18 protein-coding genes are annotated in these 24,252 nt (G+C 59.7%); 2 read left to right on the forward strand and 16 right to left on the reverse strand.

The genetic code is table 11. The features are described 5' to 3' along the window. Nucleotides 1–2: 2 nt before the first annotated feature. The gene (gene pilB, locus ACQ4OB_RS05725) at nt 3–1,703 is read right to left on the reverse strand and encodes a type IV-A pilus assembly ATPase PilB (protein WP_074870968.1); all 1,701 of its coding nucleotides are present in this window, start codon (nt 1,701–1,703) and stop codon (nt 3–5) included. Between the two features lie 226 nt (nt 1,704–1,929). Here pilB and ACQ4OB_RS05730 point away from each other — a divergent pair, with 226 nt between their 5' ends. Continuing rightward, the gene (locus ACQ4OB_RS05730; RefSeq protein WP_102616134.1) at nt 1,930–2,358 is read left to right on the forward strand and encodes a pilin; all 429 of its coding nucleotides are present in this window, start codon (nt 1,930–1,932) and stop codon (nt 2,356–2,358) included. A 733-nt stretch (nt 2,359–3,091) separates the two neighbouring features. Then, nucleotides 3,092–3,445: a BON domain-containing protein gene (locus ACQ4OB_RS05735; RefSeq protein ID WP_076029720.1), complete on the forward strand. Its 354-nt coding sequence runs from the start codon at nt 3,092–3,094 to the stop codon at nt 3,443–3,445. Nucleotides 3,446–3,640: 195 nt separating this feature from the next. Here ACQ4OB_RS05735 and ACQ4OB_RS05740 read toward each other — a convergent pair whose 3' ends face one another. The 15 genes from ACQ4OB_RS05740 to gluQRS all read right to left on the reverse strand — a co-directional run bounded on the left by ACQ4OB_RS05740 (nt 3,641) and on the right by gluQRS (nt 24,153). Further along, nucleotides 3,641–3,940 (reverse strand): DUF2845 domain-containing protein, encoded by a 300-nt coding sequence (locus tag ACQ4OB_RS05740; protein WP_430955262.1) that lies wholly within the window; start codon nt 3,938–3,940, stop codon nt 3,641–3,643. Then, a complete protein-coding gene (locus ACQ4OB_RS05745; RefSeq protein ID WP_102616132.1) occupies nt 3,937–6,888 on the reverse strand; it encodes a DUF748 domain-containing protein in 2,952 nt (983 codons plus the stop codon). The genes ACQ4OB_RS05740 and ACQ4OB_RS05745 overlap by 4 nt, the downstream gene beginning before the upstream one ends. Nucleotides 6,889–6,981: 93 nt before the next feature. Then, complete coding sequence (locus ACQ4OB_RS05750) at nt 6,982–7,998, reverse strand: class I SAM-dependent rRNA methyltransferase (RefSeq protein ID WP_074870958.1); 1,017 nt, start codon at nt 7,996–7,998, stop codon at nt 6,982–6,984. 241 nt (nt 7,999–8,239) lie between these two features. Next, on the reverse strand, nt 8,240–9,109 hold the full coding sequence (locus ACQ4OB_RS05755; protein WP_430955263.1) for an oxygenase MpaB family protein: 870 nt from the start codon (nt 9,107–9,109) through the stop codon (nt 8,240–8,242). Between the two features lie 65 nt (nt 9,110–9,174). Then, nucleotides 9,175–11,112, reverse strand: a complete 1,938-nt coding sequence (acs, locus tag ACQ4OB_RS05760; protein WP_430955264.1) for an acetate--CoA ligase — start codon at nt 11,110–11,112, stop codon at nt 9,175–9,177. Between the two features lie 233 nt (nt 11,113–11,345). Continuing rightward, on the reverse strand, nt 11,346–13,010 hold the full coding sequence (gene pgi, locus ACQ4OB_RS05765; RefSeq protein ID WP_074870952.1) for a glucose-6-phosphate isomerase: 1,665 nt from the start codon (nt 13,008–13,010) through the stop codon (nt 11,346–11,348). A gap of 230 nt (nt 13,011–13,240) precedes the next feature. After that, nucleotides 13,241–13,621 (reverse strand): aspartate 1-decarboxylase, encoded by a 381-nt coding sequence (panD, locus tag ACQ4OB_RS05770; protein WP_008153310.1) that lies wholly within the window; start codon nt 13,619–13,621, stop codon nt 13,241–13,243. 196 nt (nt 13,622–13,817) lie between these two features. Continuing rightward, entirely contained in the window at nt 13,818–14,678 is an 861-nt protein-coding gene (gene panC / locus ACQ4OB_RS05775) for a pantoate--beta-alanine ligase (protein ID WP_074870949.1), read from the reverse strand. Further along, entirely contained in the window at nt 14,675–15,475 is an 801-nt protein-coding gene (gene panB / locus ACQ4OB_RS05780; protein WP_076029729.1) for a 3-methyl-2-oxobutanoate hydroxymethyltransferase, read from the reverse strand. Before panB ends, panC begins: the two co-directional genes overlap by 4 nt. A 367-nt stretch (nt 15,476–15,842) precedes the next feature. Continuing rightward, complete coding sequence (gene folK, locus ACQ4OB_RS05785) at nt 15,843–16,328, reverse strand: 2-amino-4-hydroxy-6-hydroxymethyldihydropteridine diphosphokinase (RefSeq protein ID WP_074870945.1); 486 nt, start codon at nt 16,326–16,328, stop codon at nt 15,843–15,845. Nucleotides 16,329–16,331: 3 nt separating this feature from the next. Beyond that, entirely contained in the window at nt 16,332–17,732 is a 1,401-nt protein-coding gene (locus ACQ4OB_RS05790; protein WP_074870944.1) for a polynucleotide adenylyltransferase PcnB, read from the reverse strand. 873 nt (nt 17,733–18,605) lie between these two features. Beyond that, nucleotides 18,606–20,042 carry a sigma-54-dependent transcriptional regulator gene (locus tag ACQ4OB_RS05795; protein WP_074870942.1) on the reverse strand — a complete coding sequence of 479 codons (1,437 nt, stop codon included), beginning with the start codon at nt 20,040–20,042 and terminating at the stop codon, nt 18,606–18,608. Nucleotides 20,043–20,064: 22 nt separating this feature from the next. Continuing rightward, entirely contained in the window at nt 20,065–23,019 is a 2,955-nt protein-coding gene (locus ACQ4OB_RS05800; RefSeq protein WP_162493952.1) for a sensor histidine kinase, read from the reverse strand. Further along, a complete protein-coding gene (locus tag ACQ4OB_RS05805; RefSeq protein ID WP_003176118.1) occupies nt 23,003–23,179 on the reverse strand; it encodes a hypothetical protein in 177 nt (58 codons plus the stop codon). The genes ACQ4OB_RS05800 and ACQ4OB_RS05805 overlap by 17 nt, the downstream gene beginning before the upstream one ends. A 77-nt stretch (nt 23,180–23,256) precedes the next feature. Further along, complete coding sequence (gluQRS, locus tag ACQ4OB_RS05810; RefSeq protein WP_430955265.1) at nt 23,257–24,153, reverse strand: tRNA glutamyl-Q(34) synthetase GluQRS; 897 nt, start codon at nt 24,151–24,153, stop codon at nt 23,257–23,259. Between the last annotated feature and the right edge of the window lie 99 nt (nt 24,154–24,252).

The following is a 24,252-nucleotide window of genomic DNA, read 5'->3' on the forward strand; positions in this document are numbered from 1 at the left end:
ATTCAGTCCTTGGTGACCCGGTTGATTTCTTCAAGGCTGGTGATGCCTTGCATGGCCTTGAGCAGGCCCGATGTGCGCAGGTCGTTGAAGCCGTCTTTACGCATCTGGATGTCGATTTCCAGTGAATTGCCTTCGGCCATGATCAGCCGTTGCAGGTCCTGCGTGTTCTTCACCACTTCATAAATCCCCACTCGCCCTTTGTAACCGCCGTTGCACAGATCGCAACCGACCGGTTCATAGATCGTGAATGAGCCGATGCGTTCCTCGGGGAAGCCTTCCTTGAGCAGCGCTTCCCGGGGAATCTCGATGGGTTTCTTGCAATGGCTGCACAACTTGCGCGCCAGGCGCTGGGCAATGATCAGGCTGATCGAGGTGGCAATGTTGAAACCCGGGATGCCCATGTTGTGCAGGCGCGTCAGGGTTTCGGCGGCGCTGTTGGTGTGCAGGGTCGACAGCACCAGGTGACCGGTCTGGGCGGCTTTGATGGCGATTTCGGCGGTTTCGAGGTCGCGGATTTCGCCGACCATGATCACGTCCGGGTCCTGTCGCAGAAATGAGCGCAGCGCCTGGGCGAAGTCCATTCCCTGCTTGGGATTGACGTTGACCTGGTTGATGCCTTCCATGTTGATCTCCACCGGGTCTTCGGCGGTGGAGATGTTGATGTCCACGGTGTTGAGAATGTTCAGCCCGGTGTAGAGCGATACGGTCTTGCCCGACCCGGTGGGGCCTGTCACCAGAATCATGCCCTGGGGTTGCTTCAGCGCGGCCATGTACAGGTCTTTCTGGTCCTGCTCGTAACCGAGGGCATCGATGCCCATTTGTGCGCTGGACGGGTCGAGGATCCGGATCACCACTTTCTCGCCCCACAGGGTCGGCAGGGTGTTGACCCGAAAATCGATGGACTTGGTCTTGGACAGGCGCATCTTGATCCGCCCGTCCTGGGGCCGGCGTCGTTCGGAGATGTCGAGGCTGGCCATGACTTTCAGCCGCGCGGCGATGCGACTGGCCAGGTGGATCGGTGGCTTGGCCACTTCACGCAAAATACCGTCGGTGCGCATCCGCACGCGGTAGGTTTTTTCGTAGGGTTCGAAATGCAGGTCGGAAGAGCCGCTTTTGATCGCATCCAGCAACATCTTGTGCACGAAGCGCACCACGGGCGCGTCATCGGCATCCTGGCCGGCAATGGCGTCTTGTCTGTTGTCATCGATCGACTCGATGTCCACGCCATCGAGGTCAACGTCAGCCATGTCTTCCAGGCCGGTGCCTTGGTTATCGAAGAATTTTTCGATGGCATCGCTGAGCTTGTCGTCCTCCACCAGGATGGCTTCGGTATTCAGCCCGGTGCTGAACTGGATGTCATTGATGGCTTGCTGATTGGTCGGGTCGGAAACCCCCACGAACAACTTGTTGCCGCGCCGCCAGAGGGGCAGGGCGTGGTGCTGGCGAATCAGTTTCTCGCTGATCAGTCCCTTGGGCTGGCTCTCCTTGTCCAGGCAGTTGAGGTCGAGCAAGGCCATGCCGAAGTGTTCCGACGCGATCTCGGCGACCTGGCGACTCTTCACCAGTTTGTTCTGCACCAGATAGCTGATGAGGGAGATTCGGCTGCGCTGGGCTTGCTGATACGCCTGTTGCGCGCTTTGGTCAGTGAGAAGCTCGGCCAGGACCAATTGCTTGGCCAGACCGCTAAGGGCAATGTCATTCATTGGGATACCGGACGCAGACAGTTCATGACTTATAGCCTAGTCAAGCGGAGGAACCAAACCAGCGGTGTTGAGGTGACAAAAAGTGTCAGATAGTGCGGATTCTGGGGGTAGGAAACGGCGTTGCACTCGCCTCACGTCCCGGCCAACAGGGCGCGCGACGCTTGGCATGGGCTGTGCTGCGGCTAGTTCAGGTCATGAGATTTCGACTCATGCATGGAGCTTGTCTATGAATACTCAGAAAGGTTTTACGCTTATCGAGCTGCTGATCGTGGTGGCGATCATCGGGATTCTGGCGACGTTTGCGTTGCCGCAATATTCCAAGTATCAGGCCCGGGCCAAGGTCACGGCGGGGCTGGCTGAGATCAGCGCGTTGAAAGTGCCGTTCGAAGATCTTATGAATCAAGGGACCGATGTGACACTGGATAAGATCGGTGGCGCCACAACGACCTCCAACTGCACGACGTCAGCGACTGGCAAAGCGGCTGATGGGACAGGCTCTATTGCTTGCAAAATTCTTAATGCTCCGGGTCCGGTGTTGAATAAGTCCATTACTCTGACGCGCGCGTTGACTGGCTGGACATGCACCACCGAAGTCGATGCTGAATATGCGCCTAAAGCCTGCGCCGCTGCCGCTTCCACTGCCACATCAGGCTGATTTAAAACCGTTTTGCCTAGTGCCCCATCTTGCGGGTCGGGGGCATATCCGTTTTTGCGGTCACGGCGGCGGGCGGTTCCGCCCTTACGGCGGGTCACTTGGAAAAGCCCCAAGTAACCAAGGGCTCTTGCCCCTTTCGGTCGGTGCCTCGCCCAGGCTCGGCATGCCCTCGCTCCGGTCCTGCTCCGTGGGCCCGCCGCCATCGGCCATCCATGGCCGGGGGCGGCTAACCCGGCATCCATGCCGGGTTGCCCACTGCGCAGAACCTCCACTCGGCCTCCCGATGGGGCGTGCACCTCAAGATCAAAAGCTGGAGGCGAGCTAACGCTCGACCTGACTCTTCAAGCGTACGCATTCCCCTGTAGGAGCGAGCCTGCTCGCGAAAGACGTGAACGATAACGCGTGCTGTCTGAATGAACGCGGTGACCCAAACCTTAAATGAACAGCATTACGCCTTGCGGGGCGTTTTTTGTTCGCTCTCCGGGAAAAATCGAGTAATTGAGAAAACTTCCAATAATTCATGGCCTTAGGCCTGCGGTAAAACCCGCAACTTGCATGTCGATAATTCCGAAGTCATGCATTCTGCATGATTTCGAAAATCAGGTGTTTTTATAAGTCGTTGATTTATATGTGTTTATCGATTATTTAAAAGTTGGCACAGCGTTCGCACTATCTCCTGTAACCCTGCTGACAAGACACGCAGCAGACTTTATGAAAAACAGGAGTTACTCGTATGAAGAAGTTCGCTATCGCTGCCGCTACTGCTACCGCGCTGACCCTGACCATGGCCAACGTCGCATTTGCACAGACCCAGGCTACCCAGGCTCCAATGGTTCTGGCCGCTGGTGAAGTGACCGAAGTCAAGGAAGCTACTTCCGATACCTGGATCACGACCAAGGTCAAAGCAGACCTGGTGACTGAAAAAGGCATTCCTGGCACCGACATCAAAGTCGAAACCAACAAAGGCGTAGTGTCCCTGTCGTCCACCGTTGCGGTAACTGACGCTCAGAAAGCCACCGCTGTGGCAATCGCCAAGAAAATCAAAGGCGTTCAGGCAGTCTCTGCTGATGGCCTGAAATCCGAGTAAGGCAAGGCTTCTCGCCTGGACTGGGAGAAGGCGCGACAGACGGGCCGAGCAATACGTCTGCCGCCTCAGGAGAGTTCATGCGAAGGCCATAAGGATGTGGCCATTACAGGCCCCGGACATTCGTGTCAGGGGCCTGTTCTATTTGGGGCAGCGCAAAACCACATTAAATTGTGCCCACATGATGTTGTGGTGGATTCAGTTACCGCGCTTGCTGGTGATCTGCTTCAAACGATTACCTTCAAAATGCAGGTACTGATACATCCCGCCGTTGGGCCCGTAGGTCCATTCCTCCACTTGAAACTCTTCCCGGCGGTTAGCGCTGCGCTTGTAGCCCAACAGATCACGGCTGACCGGTTCTCCGCATTTCTGCAGCACCTCGCTGGACCTGTCACCGACACTGACCAATTGACTGCCGCAACGCAGGGTGTCGGCTGCCGAAGCCTGCGCTGCGGCTATCGCCAGAGCCAGGCTCATCAGCCATTTCGAGCCTGTCATTCGGCGTCCAGATGCAGCGGCGTAACCACCCGACCGTCACTTTCCGCTTCGCCCAGGTTAGCGTCGATGAAGTACACGCGGTCATCGGCCAGCTGACCCTTGTCGACCAGATAATCCTTGATGCTGCTGGCGCGTTCCTGGCCCAGCTGGCGCAAGAGAACGTCGCTGGAACTCCAGAACTTGATCACGCCTTCACGCATTTTTGCCGTGCGTTCTTCCTTGCCCAGATCCTTCCATTCTGCGGGCGGCTGCGTCTTCAGGCGCGTGCGGTAGATCCCTTCCAGCAGTGGACCTTTCTCGTTATCCGGTACCTGCAGCAATGAAGCCTGAGCCGGCACCTTGTCACCGCGGCGCTGGAGCATTTTGTAGTAGTTGTACTGGTATTCGCGTTCCAGACGTTGCTCGGCGATCAGCGGGCCATCGCTGCTGGCGGCCGCCGTGCCTTCGATTTCCAGGCGCAGTGCCGGGCGCTCCTTGAGAGCCTGGGACAGTTTGACCAGCGAATCTTCGGCGTCCTTGCTCAGGTCGCTTGAACCCGGCGCAAACGACACGGTGCCCAAATCTTCCGAACCGCCACCACTGACCAGCCCGCCAATCATTTTGAAGGGCGCTGCTGCGGCCTTCACGATCAGGTTGCGCAGGGTCTGCCAGATGATAGGCATGACACTGAATTGCGGGTTGTTCAGGTCGCCGCTCACTGGCAGCTCGATGGATATCTTGCCGTCGACATCCTTGAGCAAGGCAATCGCCAGCTTCAGCGGCAGGCTCACGGCGTCCGGGCTGTCGACCTTTTCACCCAGTTGCAACTGCTCGACCACCACTTTGTTTTCAGCCAGGAGTCGGCCGTTGGTGATCTTGTAGTGCAGGTCGAGATTGAGTCGGCCCTTGCGGATGCGGTAACCGGCGAACTTGCCGGAGTAGGGCGTGAGCGTGGTCAGTTCGACACGTTTGAAACTGGTGGCGATGTCGAGGCTGGCCATCGGGTCGAACGGGTTGACCGCGCCCTTGATGGTGACCGGCGCATAACGGTCGACCTTGCCTTTGATATCGACGCTGGCCGGTTTCGCCTGACGGCTGTCGATGGTGCCGATTTGCCCATTGAGCTGTTGAACGGCCGTGGCGAAATTCGGGGTCAGGCTGAAGTCGGCGAAGTTGGCCGAGCCGTCATTGATGGCAATGCCGCCAATGTGGATGCCCAGCGGCTTTTCCTTGCCGGCAGGTTTGGCAGCAGCCGTTTTGGCGCCGGAGTCCGGCGGTTGCGGAATCAGCAGATCGTCGACGTTTGTGGTGCGGTCATCGTTGATCATGAAGCGCACATAAGGCTGGAACAGGTTGACCTTGTCGATCGACAGGCTGTCGCCGTGCTGATAGTTCAGGCCTTCAAGCACCAATTGCTGCCACTTGAGGAAGTCGCGGGTTTTGAGGGTGTCGAGGGTATGCAGTTGATCGACCTGGGCACGGCCGGTGACGTTGAATGCCAGCGGCTCAGTGCTTTTGAGATCGACCGCCAGATCACTGCCGAGCATGCCGCTGCGCAGTTCCAGGCGAATGAACGGGTTGATATAGGACTGGGCGACGCGCAGGTCGATGTCCCTGGTTTGTACGTTTAACCTGGCGCTGACCGGGGCCAGATTGACGATACCGTCTGCCGTGATCTTGCCTTGCTTGCCCACGCCCGTATCGAGCTTGAGGTTAAAAGGCGAGCCATTGAGGCTGTCGAAATTCTGCAGGTCCAGGTTCAGCGGGCCGACGTCCAGCGCCACGGCGGGTTGCGCCTTGCGGTCCGCCAGATGCACCTGGTAATTGCGCAGTTGCACGTCCTTGAGCAGCACCTGCCATGGCTTGCTCGGTGGCGCCGGCTCGGGTTTCGGTGAATCGGCGGCGGCCGGGGCGCTGGCCGGTTCGGCCTTGGCTTTAACGGCGGCTTTGGACGGTTGGCTGGCGAACAGTTTCTGCCAATCGAGTTGCCCGTCCGCCTCGAGGGCGGCCCAGGTTTCCAGTTTCTGGCTGCGGATCTTGCCGACGACCACTTGTTGCTTGGCCAGGTCCACGGTGGTTTCACTGATGTCCAGACGCTCGAGCTTCGCCAGCGGCCGGCCGTCTGGTGCTTTGATCGCGAACGGCGCGATGCTGACGGCGACGTTGCTCAACAGCAGTTCGGTTTCCTTGGACAGGTTGAGTTTGTAGTCGGTGCTCAGGCTGAGAATGCCGTTTTCAAGCACCAGTGGCAGCGCGTCACGCACATAGGGCCAGAAGGATTTCATCTTGCCATCGGTGATTTTCAGCTTACCTTCGGAGGCGAGCGGGATCAGGCTGAAATTGCCGGTCCAGTCGATCTGTCCACCTCCCGGGCCGACGGCCATCAAGGTCATGTCGGCACTGTCTTCCGGCAGGGTGCTGAGGTTCTTCAACTCGAAATCGAGTTTGTCGTAGAGGAATTCGATCGGCTCGCTGGGCCGTGCGTCCTGGAAGTGCACATAGCCGCCGGCCAGTTTGATCCGCTCGATGCGCAATGGGAATGGCTTGGCGTCCGGGTCGGCCGGGGTTGGCTCGCTGACAGGGATTTTGAACAGGCCGAGCAAATTGAGTTTGCCGTCCTTGCCGAAGAGGATTTCGGTCTTGGGTTTGTCGATTTCGATATCGGACAGGTGCAGCGCCTTGGTCCAGAGGCTGTCGATCTGCAAATTGGCGTACAGGCGCTCGAAGCCGACCTGCTCCTTGCCCGGCTCGCCGATGATCAGGCCCCACAGGGTGACTTCCAGGCTGAACGGGTTGAGTTCGATCCGCTGGATCGTCGCGGGCGTCGTTGCGTAACTGGCCAATTGTTGATTGGCCACCCGTAACGCGATGCCCGGCAAAATCAGAAACCCCAGCAGGCTGTAGAGGGCTAGAGCGGTCAACAGAGCGCCGATAGCGCGGATCAATCCTTTGGGCATGTGTGGCTTCATCTGTCTGAATCGGAGTGCGTTGGAGTATGGCACGCGTTTCTGGTTCCGAAGCGATCCTGCTTTATAGGATTTGTCTGATTTTATGGCCGAATCTCAGAGCTGGAGGATCAGGGTTTTCAGTGGCGGCTGCTGATCCATTGACGGAAAATCGCCGCCCGGCTTCATCACTGTCCACTCGCGCACCGGCCGGCCGGCTTTCTCGGCACAACGCAAGACCTGCTCGCGCCAGTCGTCCATGCTGACCTTTGCCAGGTTGTTGCAGCAGATCAGCACGCCATTGTCGGCGGTGGTCAGCAGTGCGGGTTTCAGCAGGCTCTGATAGTCGCGCAGCAGGTCGACGGTGCCGAAAGCGCTCTTGGCCCAGGCTGGCGGGTCCAGCAGCACGAGGTCGTACTGACGCTGTTCCAGACGCTGATAGCTCGGCAGTTTTTGCCCGCGGCGCTGGCTGATCGGCAGGCCGGCCAACTGGCGGATGGCCGGGAAGTAGTCGGACTGGATGAAGTCCATGGTCGGCAACTGCGGGTTGAGCAGGCCGTTCTCACGGCCGACGGCCAGGTTGCCCTCAGCGAAATCGAGGTTGCAGACTTCGCTCGCGCCACCGGCCGCCGCACTCAGGCCGACGCCGCAGGTGTAGGCGAACAGGTTGAGCACACTTTTGTTTTTGCTGTGCTGCTTGACCCAGCCACGCGTGTTGCGCAGGTCGAGGAACAGCAGCGGGTCCTGGCCGGCGTGACGGCCGCGAACCCGGTAATTCAAGCCCCACTCGTGACCGACCAAGTCTTGCAGGGCAGCCTCGTCGGCGCGGTAGACGGTGTCTTCACGGTCGATGCGTGAGTTGCCCCGGGAGCGATCGTTGTAGACCAGCAGCGTTTCGAGGCCCAGGTGCTGATTGATGGTGTCGTGCAGTTGCAGCAGCGCATCCCGTTCCAGCGACTGGTGAAAACTTTGCACCAGCAATTGCGGGCCGTAGCGGTCGATCGTCAGGCCGCCGGCGCCTTCCTGGCTGCCGTGGAACAGGCGATAGCAATCGGTGCCTTGCTGATGCAGTTCGGCCAGCAGGTCCTGACGACGATCGAGGGCGGCGCGCAGCGCCTGATTCAAGGAAGACATGCTGTGCGCCTTGCAGGAGGGGAATTTGGCGCGGGAGTTTAACAGCATTGCACCTGTGGCGAGGGAGCTTGCTCCCGCTGGGCTGCGAAGCGGCCCCCATAATCTCAGTACTTGTCGAAGATTTTGCGAGCGCTTCGCACTGGTGCGCCAGCCCGGTCGGGCGGGAGCAAGCTCCCTCGCCACAGAAGGCTGACATTCAGCGTTTTGATCGTTCCCACGCGGAGCGTGGGAACGATCAAACCTACAACAATCCCATCCGTCGTTTGGCCCGTTGCACCGAACCGTTACGCACCGCCCAGCGCAGCATTGGCACGCTGCGATTGACGCTGGCGCGGATCAGCTTGCGTTGCAGCGGGCTCTGGCTGACGCCCAGCATGTCACTGGCCCAATCCGGCAGCAGGTCGATCCCGGCCTTCATCATCAAGCCGCCGAAAGGTCTGGCCAAACGGCTGGGGGACGGGGCGTTCAACAACAGCCGCAACACCTCTCGACTGCGCTCGTCGCACAACAGCTGTGGACGAATGCGCTCAAGGTAATCGGCAATTTCCTGCCGCGAACGGGGCACATCACGGGCGCCGAGCCGTTCGGCAACTATCGCGATCTCTGCGTAGTAACGGTCCTGATCAGCCAGGGACAGGTTCGGATTGCGGTAACGCATGTGCGCGGCGAGGAAGTTGCTGACTTCGGCCACGTGCACCCAAGTCAATAGATCGGGATCGCTGGCCGCGTAGGGCCGGCCATCCGGTGCGGTGCCGGTCACTTGCAGGTGGATGGTGCGGACTTTCTCGATCAGCCAGTCGGCATCCTTTCGCGAACCGAACGTGGTGCCGGAAATGAACTGCCCGGTACGACGCAGTCGGCCGATCATGTCTTCGCGGAAATTCGAATGGTCCCACACCCCGGCCAGGGCCAGTGGATGCAGGGCTTGCAGCATCAGGGCGCTGATGCCGCCGATCAGCATGCTGCTGAAGTCGCCATGCACTTGCCAGCTCACCGAATCGGGGCCGAACAGGCCGGGATCACCCTTGGGGTTTTCCAGGTCGAGCTTGCCCAGAGACAGACCGGTCAGGCTCATGACCTGGGTTTCGATGCGGGTTCGAATGAATTCCATGACGACTCAGTGGCGGAAAAGAAGGCGCGGCCATTAACGGCCGCGCAGGCTTTTGAAACAAGCCTTTATTGGTTCAGGCGTTTATCGACCAGATCCTGGACCACGCTCGGGTCAGCCAAGGTCGAGGTGTCACCCAGGCTGTCCAGTTCGTTGCAGGCGATCTTGCGCAGAATGCGCCGCATGATCTTGCCCGAACGGGTTTTCGGCAAGGCCGGCGCCCACTGGATCAGGTCCGGTTTGGCGAAGCTGCCGATTTCCTCGCTGACGTGAGCCAGCAACGCTTTCTTCAGTTCGTCACTGGGCTCGGTGCCGTTCATGGGGGTGACGAAGGCGTAGATGCCCTGACCCTTGACGTCGTGCGGGTAACCGACCACCGCCGCTTCGGCGATGCTGTCGTGCAGCACCAATGCGCTTTCCACTTCCGCGGTGCCGATGCGGTGCCCGGAGACGTTGATCACGTCGTCGATGCGCCCGGTGATCCAGTAATCGCCATCCTCATCGCGCCGGGCACCGTCGCCAGTGAAGTAGTAACCGGGGTAGGGCTTGAAGTAGGTGTCGACCATGCGTTGCGGGTCGCCGTAGACGCTGCGGATCTGCGCCGGCCAGCTGGATTTGATCGCCAGCACGCCGCTGCCGGCGCCTTTGATTTCCTTGCCCACTTCATCGAGCAACACCGGTTGCACGCCGAACATCGGTTGTGTGGCGCAACCGGGTTTGATCCGTTGAGCACTGACCAGCGGGCTGATCATGATGCCGCCGGTTTCGGTCTGCCACCAGGTATCGACGATCGGACAACGCTGTTCGCCGACGGCATTGAAGTACCACTCCCACGCTTCCGGGTTGATGGGCTCACCGACAGTGCCGAGTAATCTGAGGCTCGCGCGGGAAGTTTCCTTCAACGGTTCGGGGCCTTCACGCATCAGGGAGCGCAGGGCGGTCGGGGCGGTATAGAAAATGTTTACATGGTGCTTGTCGATCACCTGCCAGAAGCGCGAGCTGCTTGGGTAGCTCGGCACGCCTTCGAAGATCAGCGTGGTCGCGCCGTTGGCCAGCGGCCCGTAGACGATGTAGCTGTGGCCGGTGACCCAGCCGACATCGGCGGTACACCAGAAGACTTCGTCGTCGCGGTAGTCGAGCACGTACTTGAAGGTCATCGCCGCTTGTAGCAGATAGCCGCCAGTGGTGTGCAGCACGCCTTTGGGTTTGCCGGTGCTGCCGGAGGTGTAGAGGATGAACAGCGGGTCTTCGGCGCCCATCGGTTCCGGCGGGCAATCGTCGCTGACGTCACGCAGCGCCTGGTGATACCAGATGTCCCGGCCTTCGACCCAGTCCACTTCGCCCTGAGTTCGCTCGACCACGATCACGGTGCTGACGTTCGGGCAGTTTTGCAGCGCTTTGTCGACCTTCTGCTTGAGCGGCACGACTTTACCGCCGCGTACGCCTTCATCGGCGGTGATCACGGTGTGGCAGTCGGCATCGAGAATCCGGTCTCGCACCGAGTCCGGAGAGAAACCACCGAACACCACCGAATGCACCGCGCCAATGCGCGTACAGGCGAGCATGGCGTAGGCGGCTTCGGGGATCATCGGCAGGTAGATGCACACGCGGTCGCCTTTTTTCACGCCACGGCTTTTGAGCACGTTGGCCAGGCGGCAGACGTGGTGATGAAGTTTTTTGTAGCTGATCTGGGTAGATTCGGCGGGATCGTCGCCTTCCCAGATGATCGCGGTTTGATCGCCGCGCCTTTCCAGATGACGGTCGATGCAGTTGTAACTGACATTCAACTTGCCGCCGGCAAACCAGCTCGCCTCACCGGTTTTCAGGTTATAGCGCTGGATAGTATCCCAGGGGGTGCTCCAGTCGAGAAAGCGTGTGGCTTGTTCGGCCCAGAAGGTGCTGGGGTGCTCGATGGATTGGCGATAGAGGCGCTTATAGTCGTCTTGACTCAGATTTGCAGCCCGGCGGACGGCATCGGCTTGGGGGAACGTGCTGATATCGAACATGACGGTTCCTTATTCTTGTTTTGCGACAAGTAATAAAGATGCGCCGAGTGGGGGAAGGGTTCAAGTCAGCTGCCGATCGGTTTGGAAGGGGACGGCTACAAAATTTGTGACTGCCGCAAACCAATGTGGGAGCGAGCCTGCTCGCGATAGCGGTCTGACATACAACTAATGTTGAATGTCATGCCCCATCGCGAGCAGGCTCGCTCCCACAAGTGCCGCCGAGTGGCGTCAGATCACCCGCGGTGACGACCGCGGAAGTAGTTGATCAAGCCTTGGGTCGAGGCATCGTCAGCCGGGGTTTCTTCGCTGCCGACCAGGCGGTTGTAAACGCCTTTGCCCAGCTCTTTACCCAGCTCCACGCCCCATTGGTCGAAGGCATTGATGCCCCAGATCACGCTTTGCACGAAGACTTTGTGTTCGTACATCGCCACCAAAGCGCCGAGACGACGCGGGCTGATGCGTTCGACCACCAGGGTATTGCTCGGACGGTTGCCCGGGATCACCTTGTGAGACGCGAGTTTCTGCACCTCTTCTTCGCTCATGCCTTTGTCGCGCAATTCGGCTTCGGCCTCGGCAAGGGTCTTGCCCAGCATCAGCGCCTGGCTTTGCGACAGGCAGTTGGCGTACAGCCACTGGTGGTGGTCGGACACCGGGTTGAAGCTGACGATCGGCACGATGAAGTCGGCCGGGATCAGTTGGGTGCCCTGGTGCAGCAACTGGTGATACGCGTGCTGACCGTTGCAACCCACGCCGCCCCAGATCACCGGACCGGTGTCGGTGGATACTGGGGTGCCGTCCTGGCGCACGCTCTTGCCGTTGGACTCCATGTCCAGCTGTTGCAAATGCTTGGTGATGTTACGCAGGTAGTGGTCGTACGGCAGGATCGCGTGGCTTTGCGCGCCCCAGAAGTTGCCGTACCACACGCCGAGCAGGGCCAGTAGTACCGGCATGTTCTGTTCGAAAGGCGCGCTCTGGAAATGCTGGTCCATGGTGTAGGCACCGGACAGCAGTTCCTTGAAGTTCGACATGCCGATGGCCAGGGCAATCGGCAAACCGATGGCCGACCACAGCGAGTAACGGCCGCCAACCCAGTCCCACATCGGGAAGATGTTTTCTTCGCGGATCCCGAAGGCCACCGCCGCTGCATTGTTGCTGGAGACGGCGATGAAGTGACGGTACAGCTCGGCTTCCGAACCACCCTGAGCCAGGTACCAGGCGCGTGCGGCCTGGGCATTCTTCAAGGTTTCGAGGGTGTTGAAGGATTTCGACGAAACGATGAACAGCGTGGTTTCGGCACGCAGCTTCATGGTCAGTTCGTGGAACTCACTGCCGTCGATGTTTGCCAGGTAATGGCAACGCACGCCTTTCTGGGCGTAGGACAACAGCGCTTCGGAGACCAGCTCCGGGCCGAGGAACGAGCCACCGATGCCGATGTTCACCACGTCAGTGATCGGCTTCTCGGAGTAACCGCGCCACAAACCGTCGTGGATACGGCCCACGAGGTCGGTGATCTGGTTCAGGACCTTGTGCACTTCCGGCATCACGTTGACGCCGTTGACCTTCAGCTTGTCGCCGACCGGCCGGCGCAGGGCGGTGTGCAAGGCCGGACGACCTTCGGAGGAGTTGACGATTTCGCCTTCGAACAGCGCTTTGATCGCGCCCTGGAGGTCGACTTCGTTGGCCAGGCCCACCAGCAGATCGCGGGTCTGGGCGTTGATCAGGTTTTTCGAGTAATCGAGAAACAGACCGCAGCTGCTGAGGGTGAATTGGGTAAAGCGCTGCGGATCGGCATTAAAGGCTTCGCGCATGCTGAAATCCTGCATGGCTTGGCGGTGGTCATTCAGCGCTTGCCAGGCGGGCAGAGCGGTAACGTCTTGAGGGGTGCGGTAATACGCCATCGCTGCGGTTTTCCTTTTTACTTGAACGGCCTTTTGAACACTAAAAATACCGGAGCGCTGCGGGTGGGCGTCCGGTCAACTGCGTCGACACGATTTCATGACACAGGGCGAATACAGTAAACCTCGCGCTGCGATCTGTCTTGACTTTGTCTGACCCGTTCCCGGTACTTTTTTATACATCGAGCAGGGAACGGTCCGACAAACGGAAGGGGGGAGAGGCTAAGACCGGATCAGGCGACCTGAACCGGAATGGCATTGCTGGTGTGGCTCAGTTCATTACCCGGCGCCATGTAGAGCATGCGTGGCTTGAAGTTGAGCAGCTCGGCTTCGCTGTAGTGGGCGTAGGCGCAGATGATCACGCGGTCACCGACCTTGGCCTTGTGTGCGGCGGCACCGTTGACCGAGATCATGCGCGAGCCTTCTTCGCCACGAATCGCGTAGGTGGTGAAGCGTTCACCATTGTCGATGTTGTAGATCTGGATCTGTTCGTACTCACGGATGCCGGACAGGTCCAGCCATTCGCCGTCGATGGCGCAGGAACCTTCGTAATCGAGTACTGCGTGGGTGACTTCGGCGCGATGCAGCTTGGCTTTGAGCATGATGGCGTGCATGAGTGTTTCCCCAGGTCGGAATCGAACGGCGGGCATTGTGCCCAAAGGCTTGAGGGCCAGCAATACGGCGTGAGCACCCACACAGACCCAATGTGGGAGCGAGCCTGCTCGCGATGGCTTGCTCACAGGCAACCTCTCTGTCGACTGTGATATCGCTATCGCGAGCCGGCTCGCTCCCACAGTGGTTTTGTAGTGTTTATGCGGGCGCGTCGAGGTTCAGATGCAGGTTGTCGATCAACCGCGTAGTGCCCAGGAACGCCGCCACCAGAATCACCAGATCCCGATCCTGCGCAGTTGCCGGGCGCAAGGTCAGCGCATGCCGAATTTCCAGATAGTCAGGACGCAAACCTGCCGCTTCAAGCTGCTTGATCTGCGCATCGATCAACGCCGGGAAATCCCGTTCGCCCTGTTTGATCGCCTCGGCAATCTGGCTCAAACCGCGATACACAACCGGCGCAACGGCCCGCTGTTCTTCGCTGAGGAAACCATTGCGCGACGACAGCGCCAGGCCGTCGGCTGCACGTACCGTCGGTTCGCCGATGATTTGGATCGGCATGTTCAGGTCATGCACCAGGGCGCGGATCACCGCCAGTTGCTGGAAGTCTTTCTGGCCGAAGATCGCCAGGTCCGGCTGGACCATGTTGAACAGTTTGGTGACTACCGTTGCCACACCTTCGAAATGCCCAGGACGACTGGCTCCGCACAGGCCTTCGGAGAGTTGCGGAACGCTGACGCGGGTCTGGCCGACCATGCCGTCGGGGTACATTTCTTCAACGGTTGGCGCGAACAGCAGGTGGCAACCGGCCTGGAGCAGTTTCTCCTGATCGGCCGCGAGGGTGCGCGGGTACTTGTCGAGGTCTTCGCCAGCGCCGAACTGCAACGGGTTGACGAAAATGCTCGCGACCACGAAATCCACCCGTTGGGTGGCTTTGGTCACCAGTGCCACATGACCGCTGTGCAGGTTGCCCATGGTCGGCACGAAGCCGATGCGCTTGCCTTCACTGCGGGCACGGGCCACGGCGGCCCGCAATTCGCGTACGGTTTTTACGGTGTTCATGCAGAGAATCCGTGTTCGATACCAGGGAAAGTCGCCGCTTTGACTTCAGTGACGTACGCACCAAGCGCCGCTTGAATGTTCTGTTGCCCGGCCATGAAGTTCTTCACGAACTTCGGCACGCGGCCCGTGATCGACAGGCCGAGCATGTCGTGCAGAACCAGCACCTGGCCGTCGGTGCCACTGCCGGCGCCGATGCCGATCACCGGGATACCCACCGCCTGGGTGATTTCCTCGGCCAGTTCACTCGGTACGCACTCGAGCAACAGCATGGCTGCACCCGCCTGTTCCAGAGCGATGGCATCGGCACGCATCTGCCGTGCCTGGTTTTCACTACGGCCCTGGACTTTGTAACCGCCCAGAATATTCACCGATTGCGGTGTCAGCCCCATGTGGGCGCACACCGGGATACCGCGTTCGGCCAGCAGACGGATCGAGTCCGCCAGCCACAGCGCACCTTCAACCTTGACCATGTGCGCACCCGCCTGCATCAACAGGGCACTGTTGGTCATGGTTTGTTCAAGGGTGGCGTAGGCCATGAAGGGCAGGTCGGCGAGGATCAACGCATCGGTGTTACCGCGTTTGACGGACGCCACGTGGTAAGCCATTTCAGCGGTGGTGACCGGCAGGGTGCTGTCGTGACCTTGCAAAACCATGCCGAGGGAGTCGCCCACCAGCAGCACTTCGACGCCAGCCTCATTGCAGGCGTGGGCGAAGGTCGCGTCATAGCAGGTCAGCATGGTGATCTTTTCACCTTTTTGCTTGAGACCTTGCAGAGTGGTCAGGGTGATGGCTGGCATGAAAAGTTCCTCATTCAGGCGCTGTGGAAACTACTGCGAGTAACGCGCGTGATTCTTCGTTAAATACAGGCGCACGGTCTGTTGTCGTGCTTTTAAGGCCTGGATTGCGCCCTTCAACGCCGTGTTGGCGGCAGCGGGACGCCTATAGTCGTGAGGAGAACTCGGGAAGTCAATTGCGTGTGTTACCGCATTGTTACGCGTGGGGTGTTACCGGGGTAACTGATGCGATTCAGCAACTCCAGATCTTGTGTTCGACACAAAACCAATGTGGGAGCGAGCCTGCTCGCGATGGCGTCCTGACAGTCAACATCTTCGGTGAATGTTAAGTCGCTATCGCGAGCAGGCTCACTCCCACAGGGGATTCGCATTAATTCGGAGAGAGGCGTTCCAGGCCGACGAACGGGCAGGCAGCGAGCAGTTCACTGAGGTTGCGGCCATCAGCCAGACGCAAATCCGCAGGCGCCAGTTCGGCCAGCGGATAGAGAACGAAAGCGCGTTCCTGCATATGGTAGTGAGGCACCTTGAGGCGAGGTTCGTCGATCAGCCGATCACCGAACAGTACGATGTCGAGATCCAGCGTACGTGGCCCCCAGCGTTCAAGGCGCTCGCGGCCCTGTCCGTTTTCGATGGCTTGCAGCGCATCAAGCAGTTCCAGCGGCGCGAGCGTGCTGTCGAGGGCGGCAACCGCGTTGGTGTAACGCGGTTGGCCGGGTAGCAGGGAGTCGCTCTGATAAAACCCGGAAACCCCGATCAGTTCGGTCTGCGGTAACTGCGCCAGCGCGTCGACCGCGCTGCGCAATTGTTCGGCGGGGTCAGCCAGATTGCTGCCCATGCCGATGTAGATGCGTTCCATGGATTACTCGCCCGTAGCGCTCGGTGCGCCGACGGTGCGTTTGCGCTTGGCGCCACCGCTGCGGCGACGCTTGCGTGGGGCGCCGGTGCCGTCATCCTTGCCGCTGAGGTCGCGGATCATGTCGCGACGTTCGCTGTCATTGGCGTCCTGATAATCCGTCCACCATTCGCCCAGGCCGTCGGTCTGCTCGCCGGCGCTTTCGCGCAGCAGCAGGAAGTCGTAACCGGCACGGAACCGCGGGTTGTCCAGCAACAGGTCGGCACGCTTGCCGCTGCGGCGTGGCAGACGCTCTTGCATGTCCCAGATCTCGCGGATCGGCATGGTGAAGCGCTTCGGAATCGCGATGCGCTGGCACTGTTCGGCAATCAGTTCATGGGCGGCTTCCTGCATCGCAGGAATCGGCGGCATGCCACGTTCTTGCAGGCGCAGTACGCGAGCAGGAAGGGCAGGCCACAGCAGCGCAGCAAACAGGAACGCCGGGGTCACCGGTTTGTTCTGCTTGATCCGCAGGTCGGTGTTGATCAACGCATCGCTGATCAGCGTGTGGGTGTAGGTCGGGTTGTATTCCAGCGCTTCGGCACTGGCCGGGAACAGTGGATCGAACAGCTGCAGGTCGACCAGCATCTCGAAGGTATCCGCGGCATGGCCGGAGAGGAACAGCTTGAGTACTTCTTCGAACAGGCGGGCCGATGGGATCTCGCGCAGCATCGGCGCCAGCTCACGGATTGGCACGGCGCTGTGTTTTTCGATGCCGAAATTCAGCTTGGCGGCGAAACGCACGGCTCGCAGCATCCGTACCGGATCTTCCTGGTAGCGTTGCTTCGGGTCGCCGATCAGGCGGATCAGGTGATTGCGGATGTCGTGTACGCCGTTGGCGTAATCGAGGATGCGCTCGCTGACCGGATCGTAATACAAGGCGTTGATGGTGAAGTCGCGGCGTTGCGCGTCTTCTTCCAGCGTGCCATAGACGTTATCGCGCAGGATGCGCCCGCTCTCGTTGCGGGAAGACTGGTTGCTGTCTTCCTCTTCATCGTTTTGCGGGTGATTGGCGCGGAAGGTCGCGACTTCAATGATTTCGCGGCCAAAGTGAATGTGCACCAGCTTGAAGCGGCGACCGATGATCCGCGCGTTGCGGAATTCGGCCCGCACCTGTTCAGGTGTGGCACTGGTGGCGACGTCGAAGTCTTTTGGCGTGATGCCGAGCAGCATGTCACGCACGCAGCCGCCGACCAGGTAAGCCTGATAACCGGCGTTCTGCAGGCGTTCGACAATGTTCACCGCGTAGCGACTGAATTGGGCCTTTTGCAGCGAATGTTGGCCGCTGTTGAGCACTTCAGGCGTACTGCGAATGTGTTGCGTATGACGCTTGGGAGAACGGAATGACTGGAACAGCTTCTTCAGCATGGGATGCACTGTTTGAAGGAATGTTCGGCCAAAACGAAGAATGACCGCATGATGGGCGGGGATTCTAGCATTTAGTCGGGGGATGGTGTAGGAAGCTGCGCAAGCGCTTGAAGCAGGGGCTGGTACGCCTGGGACTGTAGCAGCTGTCGAGCAGCGCGAGGCTGCGTTCGACTGCGAAGCAGTCGTCAAACCAGAGATTGGGGAGTGTCAGAAGAAATCGGTTGCCTGTATTGCGACTGCTCCGCAGTCGAACGCAGCCTCGCGCTGCTCGGCAGCTGCTACAGGGGCGTGAATGCCGAATCGCAGAAACTACAAGGGGAGCCGAAGCTCCCCAAGAAAGTAGTTGCATGCTCTATTTTTATTTTTGATTCGGGCTTTTTGTTTTTGTTAAGTGCCCTCGCCATGAAGTTTTTCCTTCATGACCCTCCCAATCGGGAGCCAAGAGCAAACGGATTGCTTTGGTCGCTGTGTTGCAGTGATCTTGCGATCCAACCAGTTCAGGCTCTGTCTTGTGACAGTTTTTGTTGTTCTCGGCCTGGTCGTGGGGCAAGCCCCAAATACAACGCCTCTCCAAAAGAATCAGTTAGCTACGCCTCTCGCCGTCTTGTTTTTATTGTGCGTGAGTCGATACGTCTTATTTTTATTGTCTTGTGCATTGCTTGTTATTGTTCTTGTACCAAACATATAGCAGGGTGCGTGCCAACTTTTACGAAGCCCAGTAAAACAAGGGGTTAGGCCGGGTGATGAGGTTTTCAGAGGCCAAAAAAAACCGGGGCTTCGTTACCGTAAGCCCCGGCTTCTGTTACGTGAAAAAGGTGAGGTAACAGTTTTTTCACCTTGTCACGTGTTACCCGCACATCAGACATGTGACGTTCAGCTCTCGCTGGCCACCCCGGTCTTGCGCCGCGGAATGCCCAGACGCTGGCGGCGTTCCCACAGGCATTTACGACTGACACCGAGTTTGCGTGCCAACTCGGTCTCGGTCATGTGGTCCTGATGCTCGAGAACGAAGTGCTGGAAGTAATCTTCCAGTGACAGGTCTTCGGTCGGCTCATGGCTGTTGTTACCGGCGGCGCTGCCCTGTTGTGGGGGCAGGCCGATGAAGTCGTCATCGTCCAGATCGCTCAGTTCGATATCGATCCCCAGCAGCTCGGCGGAAATCTCCGGGCTCTCGCACAGGATGACCGCACGTTCTACCGCGTTTTCCAGCTCCCGAACGTTACCCGGCCAGGAGTAGTGACGAATGGCTTGCTCGGCATCCGGGGCGAACTTCAGGTCGGTGCGGTTGACTCGCGCGCTCTGTCGCGCGAGGAACGCGGTGGCAATTTCGTTGACGTCGGCGCCACGCTCGCGCAGGGCCGGCAGTTTCAGGGCGATCACGTGAAGGCGGTAGTACAAGTCTTCACGGAACTGGCCGATCTTCGCCAGGCTCTTGAGGTCCCGGTGGGTCGCGGCGATCAGGCGCACATCGACTTTCTGGGACTGCACCGAACCCACACGCCGAATTTCACCTTCCTGCAGCACGCGCAGCAGGCGGGCCTGGGCTTCCAGTGGCAGTTCGCCGATTTCGTCGAGGAACAAGGTGCCGCCGTCGGCCGCTTCTACCAGGCCGGCACGCCCGGCGCTGGCGCCAGTGAACGCGCCTTTTTCGTGGCCGAACAGTTCGGACTCGATGAGGCTTTCCGGGATGGCTGCGCAGTTCACCGAAATCATCGGCGCCTTGGCGCGTTTGGACAGGTTGTGCAGGGCACGCGCCACCAGTTCTTTACCGGTGCCGGATTCGCCCTGGATCAGGACATTGGAATCGGTTGGCGCGACTTTGCGGATCTTGCTGTAGAGATCCTGCATCGGCGGGCAGGAGCCGATGATGCCGATTTCGCCGTTGTTGTTGCTGGCGCCCGGTTTCGTGGCGCCATTGCCGGCTTTGCCGACGACCGGTTCACCGCTGGCTTGCACCGCTTGACGGTCACGCAGGATGCGCGCGACGGCTTGCAGCATTTCATCGTGATCGAAAGGCTTGGCGATGTAATCCACCGCGCCCATCTTCATCGAATCAACGGCCGAACGCAGGCTGGCGTAGCTGGTCATGATCAGCACCGGAGTGCCCTGGCCGAGTTTGATCAACTCGGTGCCAGGCGCGCCCGGCAGACGCAGGTCGCTGACGATCAGGTCGAACGTGGGAATGGTGAAACGTTCTTGTGCTTCCTGCACTGAACCGGCTTCGCTGACCTGGTACTGGTTACGTTCCAGCAGGCGGCGCAAGGCGGAGCGGATAATTGTTTCGTCTTCGACGATCAAAATGTGCGGCATTGATTCGATACTCTCGACGGTCTCAGTTCACAGCGGACGTCGCTTCGACATGACGCGGCAAGGTCACCCGGATACGGGTGCCGCGTTGGCTTTGAACATCAGCCGGGCTGTCGATGGTGATTTGTCCATAATGCTCTTCAACGATGGAATAGACCAGTGCAAGGCCCAGACCGGTGCCTTCGCCAGGATCCTTGGTGGTGAAGAAAGGTTCGAACAATCTATCCATGATGTTCTGCGGAATACCGCTGCCTTCGTCTTCCACGATCAGGTCGACCGTGTGTTCGCCGGCTTCGCTTTTGACCCGCACCGCACTGCCGGGAGGCGAGGCGTCGCGGGCGTTTGAGAGCAGGTTGATCAGTACCTGTGCAAGCCGCTGCGGGTCGCCTTCGACCCAGTGGTCGGGATCGCACAGGTTGTAGAACTGCACTTCGAAATTGCGCCGGTTCAGGGCAAGCAAACCGATGGCATCCTGGGCCACTTCGGCCAGACAGACGGGCTCGTCGTTGTGCTGATGACTGCCGGCATGGGCGAAGCTCATCAGCGACTGAACGATGCGCGACACGCGTTTGGTCTGCTCCAGGATCTGCCCGCTGATTTCCTTCAGTTCGCTGTCTTCTTCACGTTCTTCGCGCAGGTTCTGCGCCAGGCAGGCGATACCCGTGATCGGGTTGCCGATTTCATGGGCCACCCCGGCGGCGAGTCGGCCGATGCTGGCCAGGCGCTCGGAGTGCACCAGTTTGTCTTCGAGCATCTGGGTTTCGGTCAGGTCTTCTACCAGCAACACCAAACCGCTGTTACCCGGTGCGAGCGGTTCATCGATCGCGGCTTTGTGCAGGTTCAGCCAGCGCGTCTGGCCGTCGAGGGCCAGGTGCTGTTTGTGCAAGTGCTCGTCCGGCAGATTGATGAAGCCTTGCAGCAGCTCTTTCCATGGATCGGCAATGGTGCTCAGGCGCGAACCGACCACACGCTGTGCGGCAATCCCGGTGAGTTCCTCCATGGCTTTGTTCCACATGAGGATTTCCTGATCCTTGGCCAGCGAACAGACGCCCATCGGCAATTCCTGCAGGGTCTGGCGGTGATAGCGGCGCAGGGCATCGAGTTCGGCGGCAAGCCCGGTCAGGCGCGAGTGGTAATCCTCGAGACGACTTTCGATGAAGTGGATGTCTTCGGTGACATAGTTTTCGCCGCCGGCCTTGTAAGGCAGGAATGTTTCGACCATGTCCTGAGCCACACTCGGCCCCATCAGGCCGGAAAGGTTGGCTTCGATGCGGTCGCGCAAGCGGCGCAAGGCGTAAGGCCGGCGCTCATCGAAAGGCAGATAGAGGTCGCGCAGGGCCTGTTCGACTTCTTTCTGCGCTGCCTTGGCGCCCAAGGGTTTGGCAAGCTGTGTGGCGAATTCCTGGGGTGAGGCGGCGTGCAATTCGCGACGTTGCGGCCGGCGCACGTTGTCCACAGCGCAGGCTTCCGCGGCGCTGGCCTCTTCGCTGCTGGCGTTGGTGAACAGTGAGATCAGGGTGAACATCAGCACGTTGGCCGCCAGCGAGGCGATCGCCGCCATGTGCCAACTGGTGTCGTCGAGCACGTAGATCATGTTCAGCAGCGGTATGTAGAAGCCTTGCAGATTGCCGACCAGCGGCAGCAGCATGGTCACCAGCCACACCAGAATCCCCGCGAGCAAACCGGCGATGAAACCACGGCGGTTGGCGGTCGGCCAGTACAGGACCGACAGCACGCCCGGCAGGAACTGCAGGGTGGCGACGAAGGCGACGATCCCGAGATTCGCCAGGTCCTGTTCCGCACCCAGCATCAGGTAGAAACCGTAACCGGCCATGATGATCGCGACGATCAGCCCCCGGCGGGTCCACTTCAGCCAGCGGTAGATATTGCCTTCGGCCGGCGGCTGATAGAGCGGCAGCACCAAATGGTTCAGGGCCATCCCGGACAGGGCCAGGGTGGTGACGATGATCAAACCGCTGGCCGCCGACAATCCGCCGATATAGGCCAATAGCGCCAAAGCCTTGCTGTTGGCCGCGATGCCGATACCCAGCGTGAAGTATTCCGGGTTGGTGGTGGCGCCGAGTTTCAGCCCGGCCCAGAGAATCAGCGGTACCGCCAGGCTCATCAACAGCAGGAACAGCGGCAAGCCCCAGCTCGCACTGACCAGCGAGCGCGGGTTGAGGTTTTCGGTAAACGTCATGTGGTACATGTGCGGCATCACAATCGCCGAAGCGAAGAACACCAGCAGCAACGTGCGCCATGGGCCTTCCTGCAACGGCGTGTGCAAAGCGGCGAGGGCGGTCTGGTTTTGCAGCAGCCACAGTTCCAGCTGTTGCGGGCCGTCGAACACGCCGTACAGCGCATAGAGGCCAACGCCGCCGATGGCGATCAACTTGATCACCGATTCAAAAGCAATCGCAAACACCAGGCCTTCGTGTTTCTCGCGAGTGGCGATGTGGCGCGAGCCGAAGAAAATCGTGAACAGCGTAATCAGTGCGCAGAAGCTCAGGGCCACGCGATGCTGCACCGGCTCGCGGGTGAGGATGCCGATGGAGTCGGCCACCGCCTGGATCTGCAACGCCAGCAGCGGCAGCACGCCGATCAGCATGAAGATCGTCGTCAGGGCTCCGGCCCAGGTACTGCGAAAACGGAAGGCGAACAGATCGGCCAGCGACGACAGCTGATAGGTGCGAGTGATTTTCAGGATCGGGTACAAAAGCACCGGTGCCAGCAGAAACGCGCCGGAGACGCCCAGATAACTGGACAAAAATCCGTAGCCGTATTGATAGGCCAGACCCACCGTGCCGTAAAACGCCCACGCACTGGCATAGACGCCCAGCGACAAGGTGTACGTCAGCGGGTGGCGAATGATCGCCCGGGGAATCATGCCCCGTTCGCTGACCCAGGCTACGCCGAACAGCACCGCCAGGTAGGCGGCGCTGATCAGGATCATCTGGGTCAGGCTAAAGCTCATCGGCATCTTTTTGGCTCTGCAGGATGAAGGTCACGACAATCAGAATCAGCCAGAGCAGATAAGGGCGATACCAGGCGCCAGTGGCGTCGATCCACCAATCCATGATGGCCGGGGAGAACAGATAAATCCCCACTACCAGGAGCAGGACCAAGCGATAGATGTACATCCCGGCCTCTCTTTTTTATGCACGTGCCCGAAAACGTGCGGCGATGGTAACGGATGGGCGCGCCACTGCAAGTGTGATCACTGTAGTTGTGCTTCGGGCAGGTTGAGTGTGCGCGGGATCAACCCTGCATCCCAGTGGGCGATGCCCCAGTTCAACACCTCCCGTGGGGTGGCGTAAGCCAGTTCGGCACCGGGGTTGTGCCCCAGCGCACGCAACGCACGCAGCAACAAGGGGGTTGCCTGATCTTCGGTCAACGGCGGCGAACGATAGGACTTGCCGAGCTTGTTGCCATCGGGCTGGGTGATCAGCGGGATATGCAGGTAGCGTGGTTGCGGCAGGCCAAGCAGTTCTTGCAAGTAGAGCTGGCGCGGTGTGGAGTCGAGCAGGTCGGCGCCGCGGACGATATCGGTAACGCCTTGCCAGGCGTCGTCCAGCACCACCGCCAATTGATAGGCGTAGAGGCCGTCGCGGCGACGAATCACGAAATCTCCGACTTCCCGGCCCAGGTGTTGGCGGTATTCGCCTTGCACCCGGTCGATGAAGTGATATTCCAGCTCGGGGACACGCAGGCGAATCGCCGCATCTTTAGTGTCATGACCGGCGTTGCGGCAAAAGCCCGGGTAAATCCCGTGATACGGCTCCAATTGTTTACGCGAGCAAGTGCAAGCGTACGCGAGGCCGTGATTGAACAGGCGATTGAGGACTTCGGCGTAGGCATCGTGCCGTTCACTCTGTCGGACCATTTCGCCATCCCACTCGAAACCGTAGCTTTCCAGGGCGTTGAGAATCGCCGCTTGAGCGCCGGGCTCTTCCCGTGGCGGATCGAGATCCTCCATGCGCATCAGCCAACGGCCACCCACGGAGCGGGCGTCGAGGTACGAGGCCAGCGCTGCGACCAGCGAACCGAAATGCAGATGGCCACTGGGCGTGGGGGCGAAGCGCCCGATGTAGGGGGTGGAGGTCGTGGCGGTCATGGACGAATGTTACATCTCTGGTCGTGCGCGAGTCCCTGTGGGAGTGAGCCTGCTCGCGATAGCGGTTTCACATACAACACATTCATTGACTGACACACC

It is taken from the genome of Pseudomonas sp. ES4, assembly GCF_050586665.1.
GTDB lineage: Bacteria > Pseudomonadota > Gammaproteobacteria > Pseudomonadales > Pseudomonadaceae > Aquipseudomonas > Aquipseudomonas frederiksbergensis.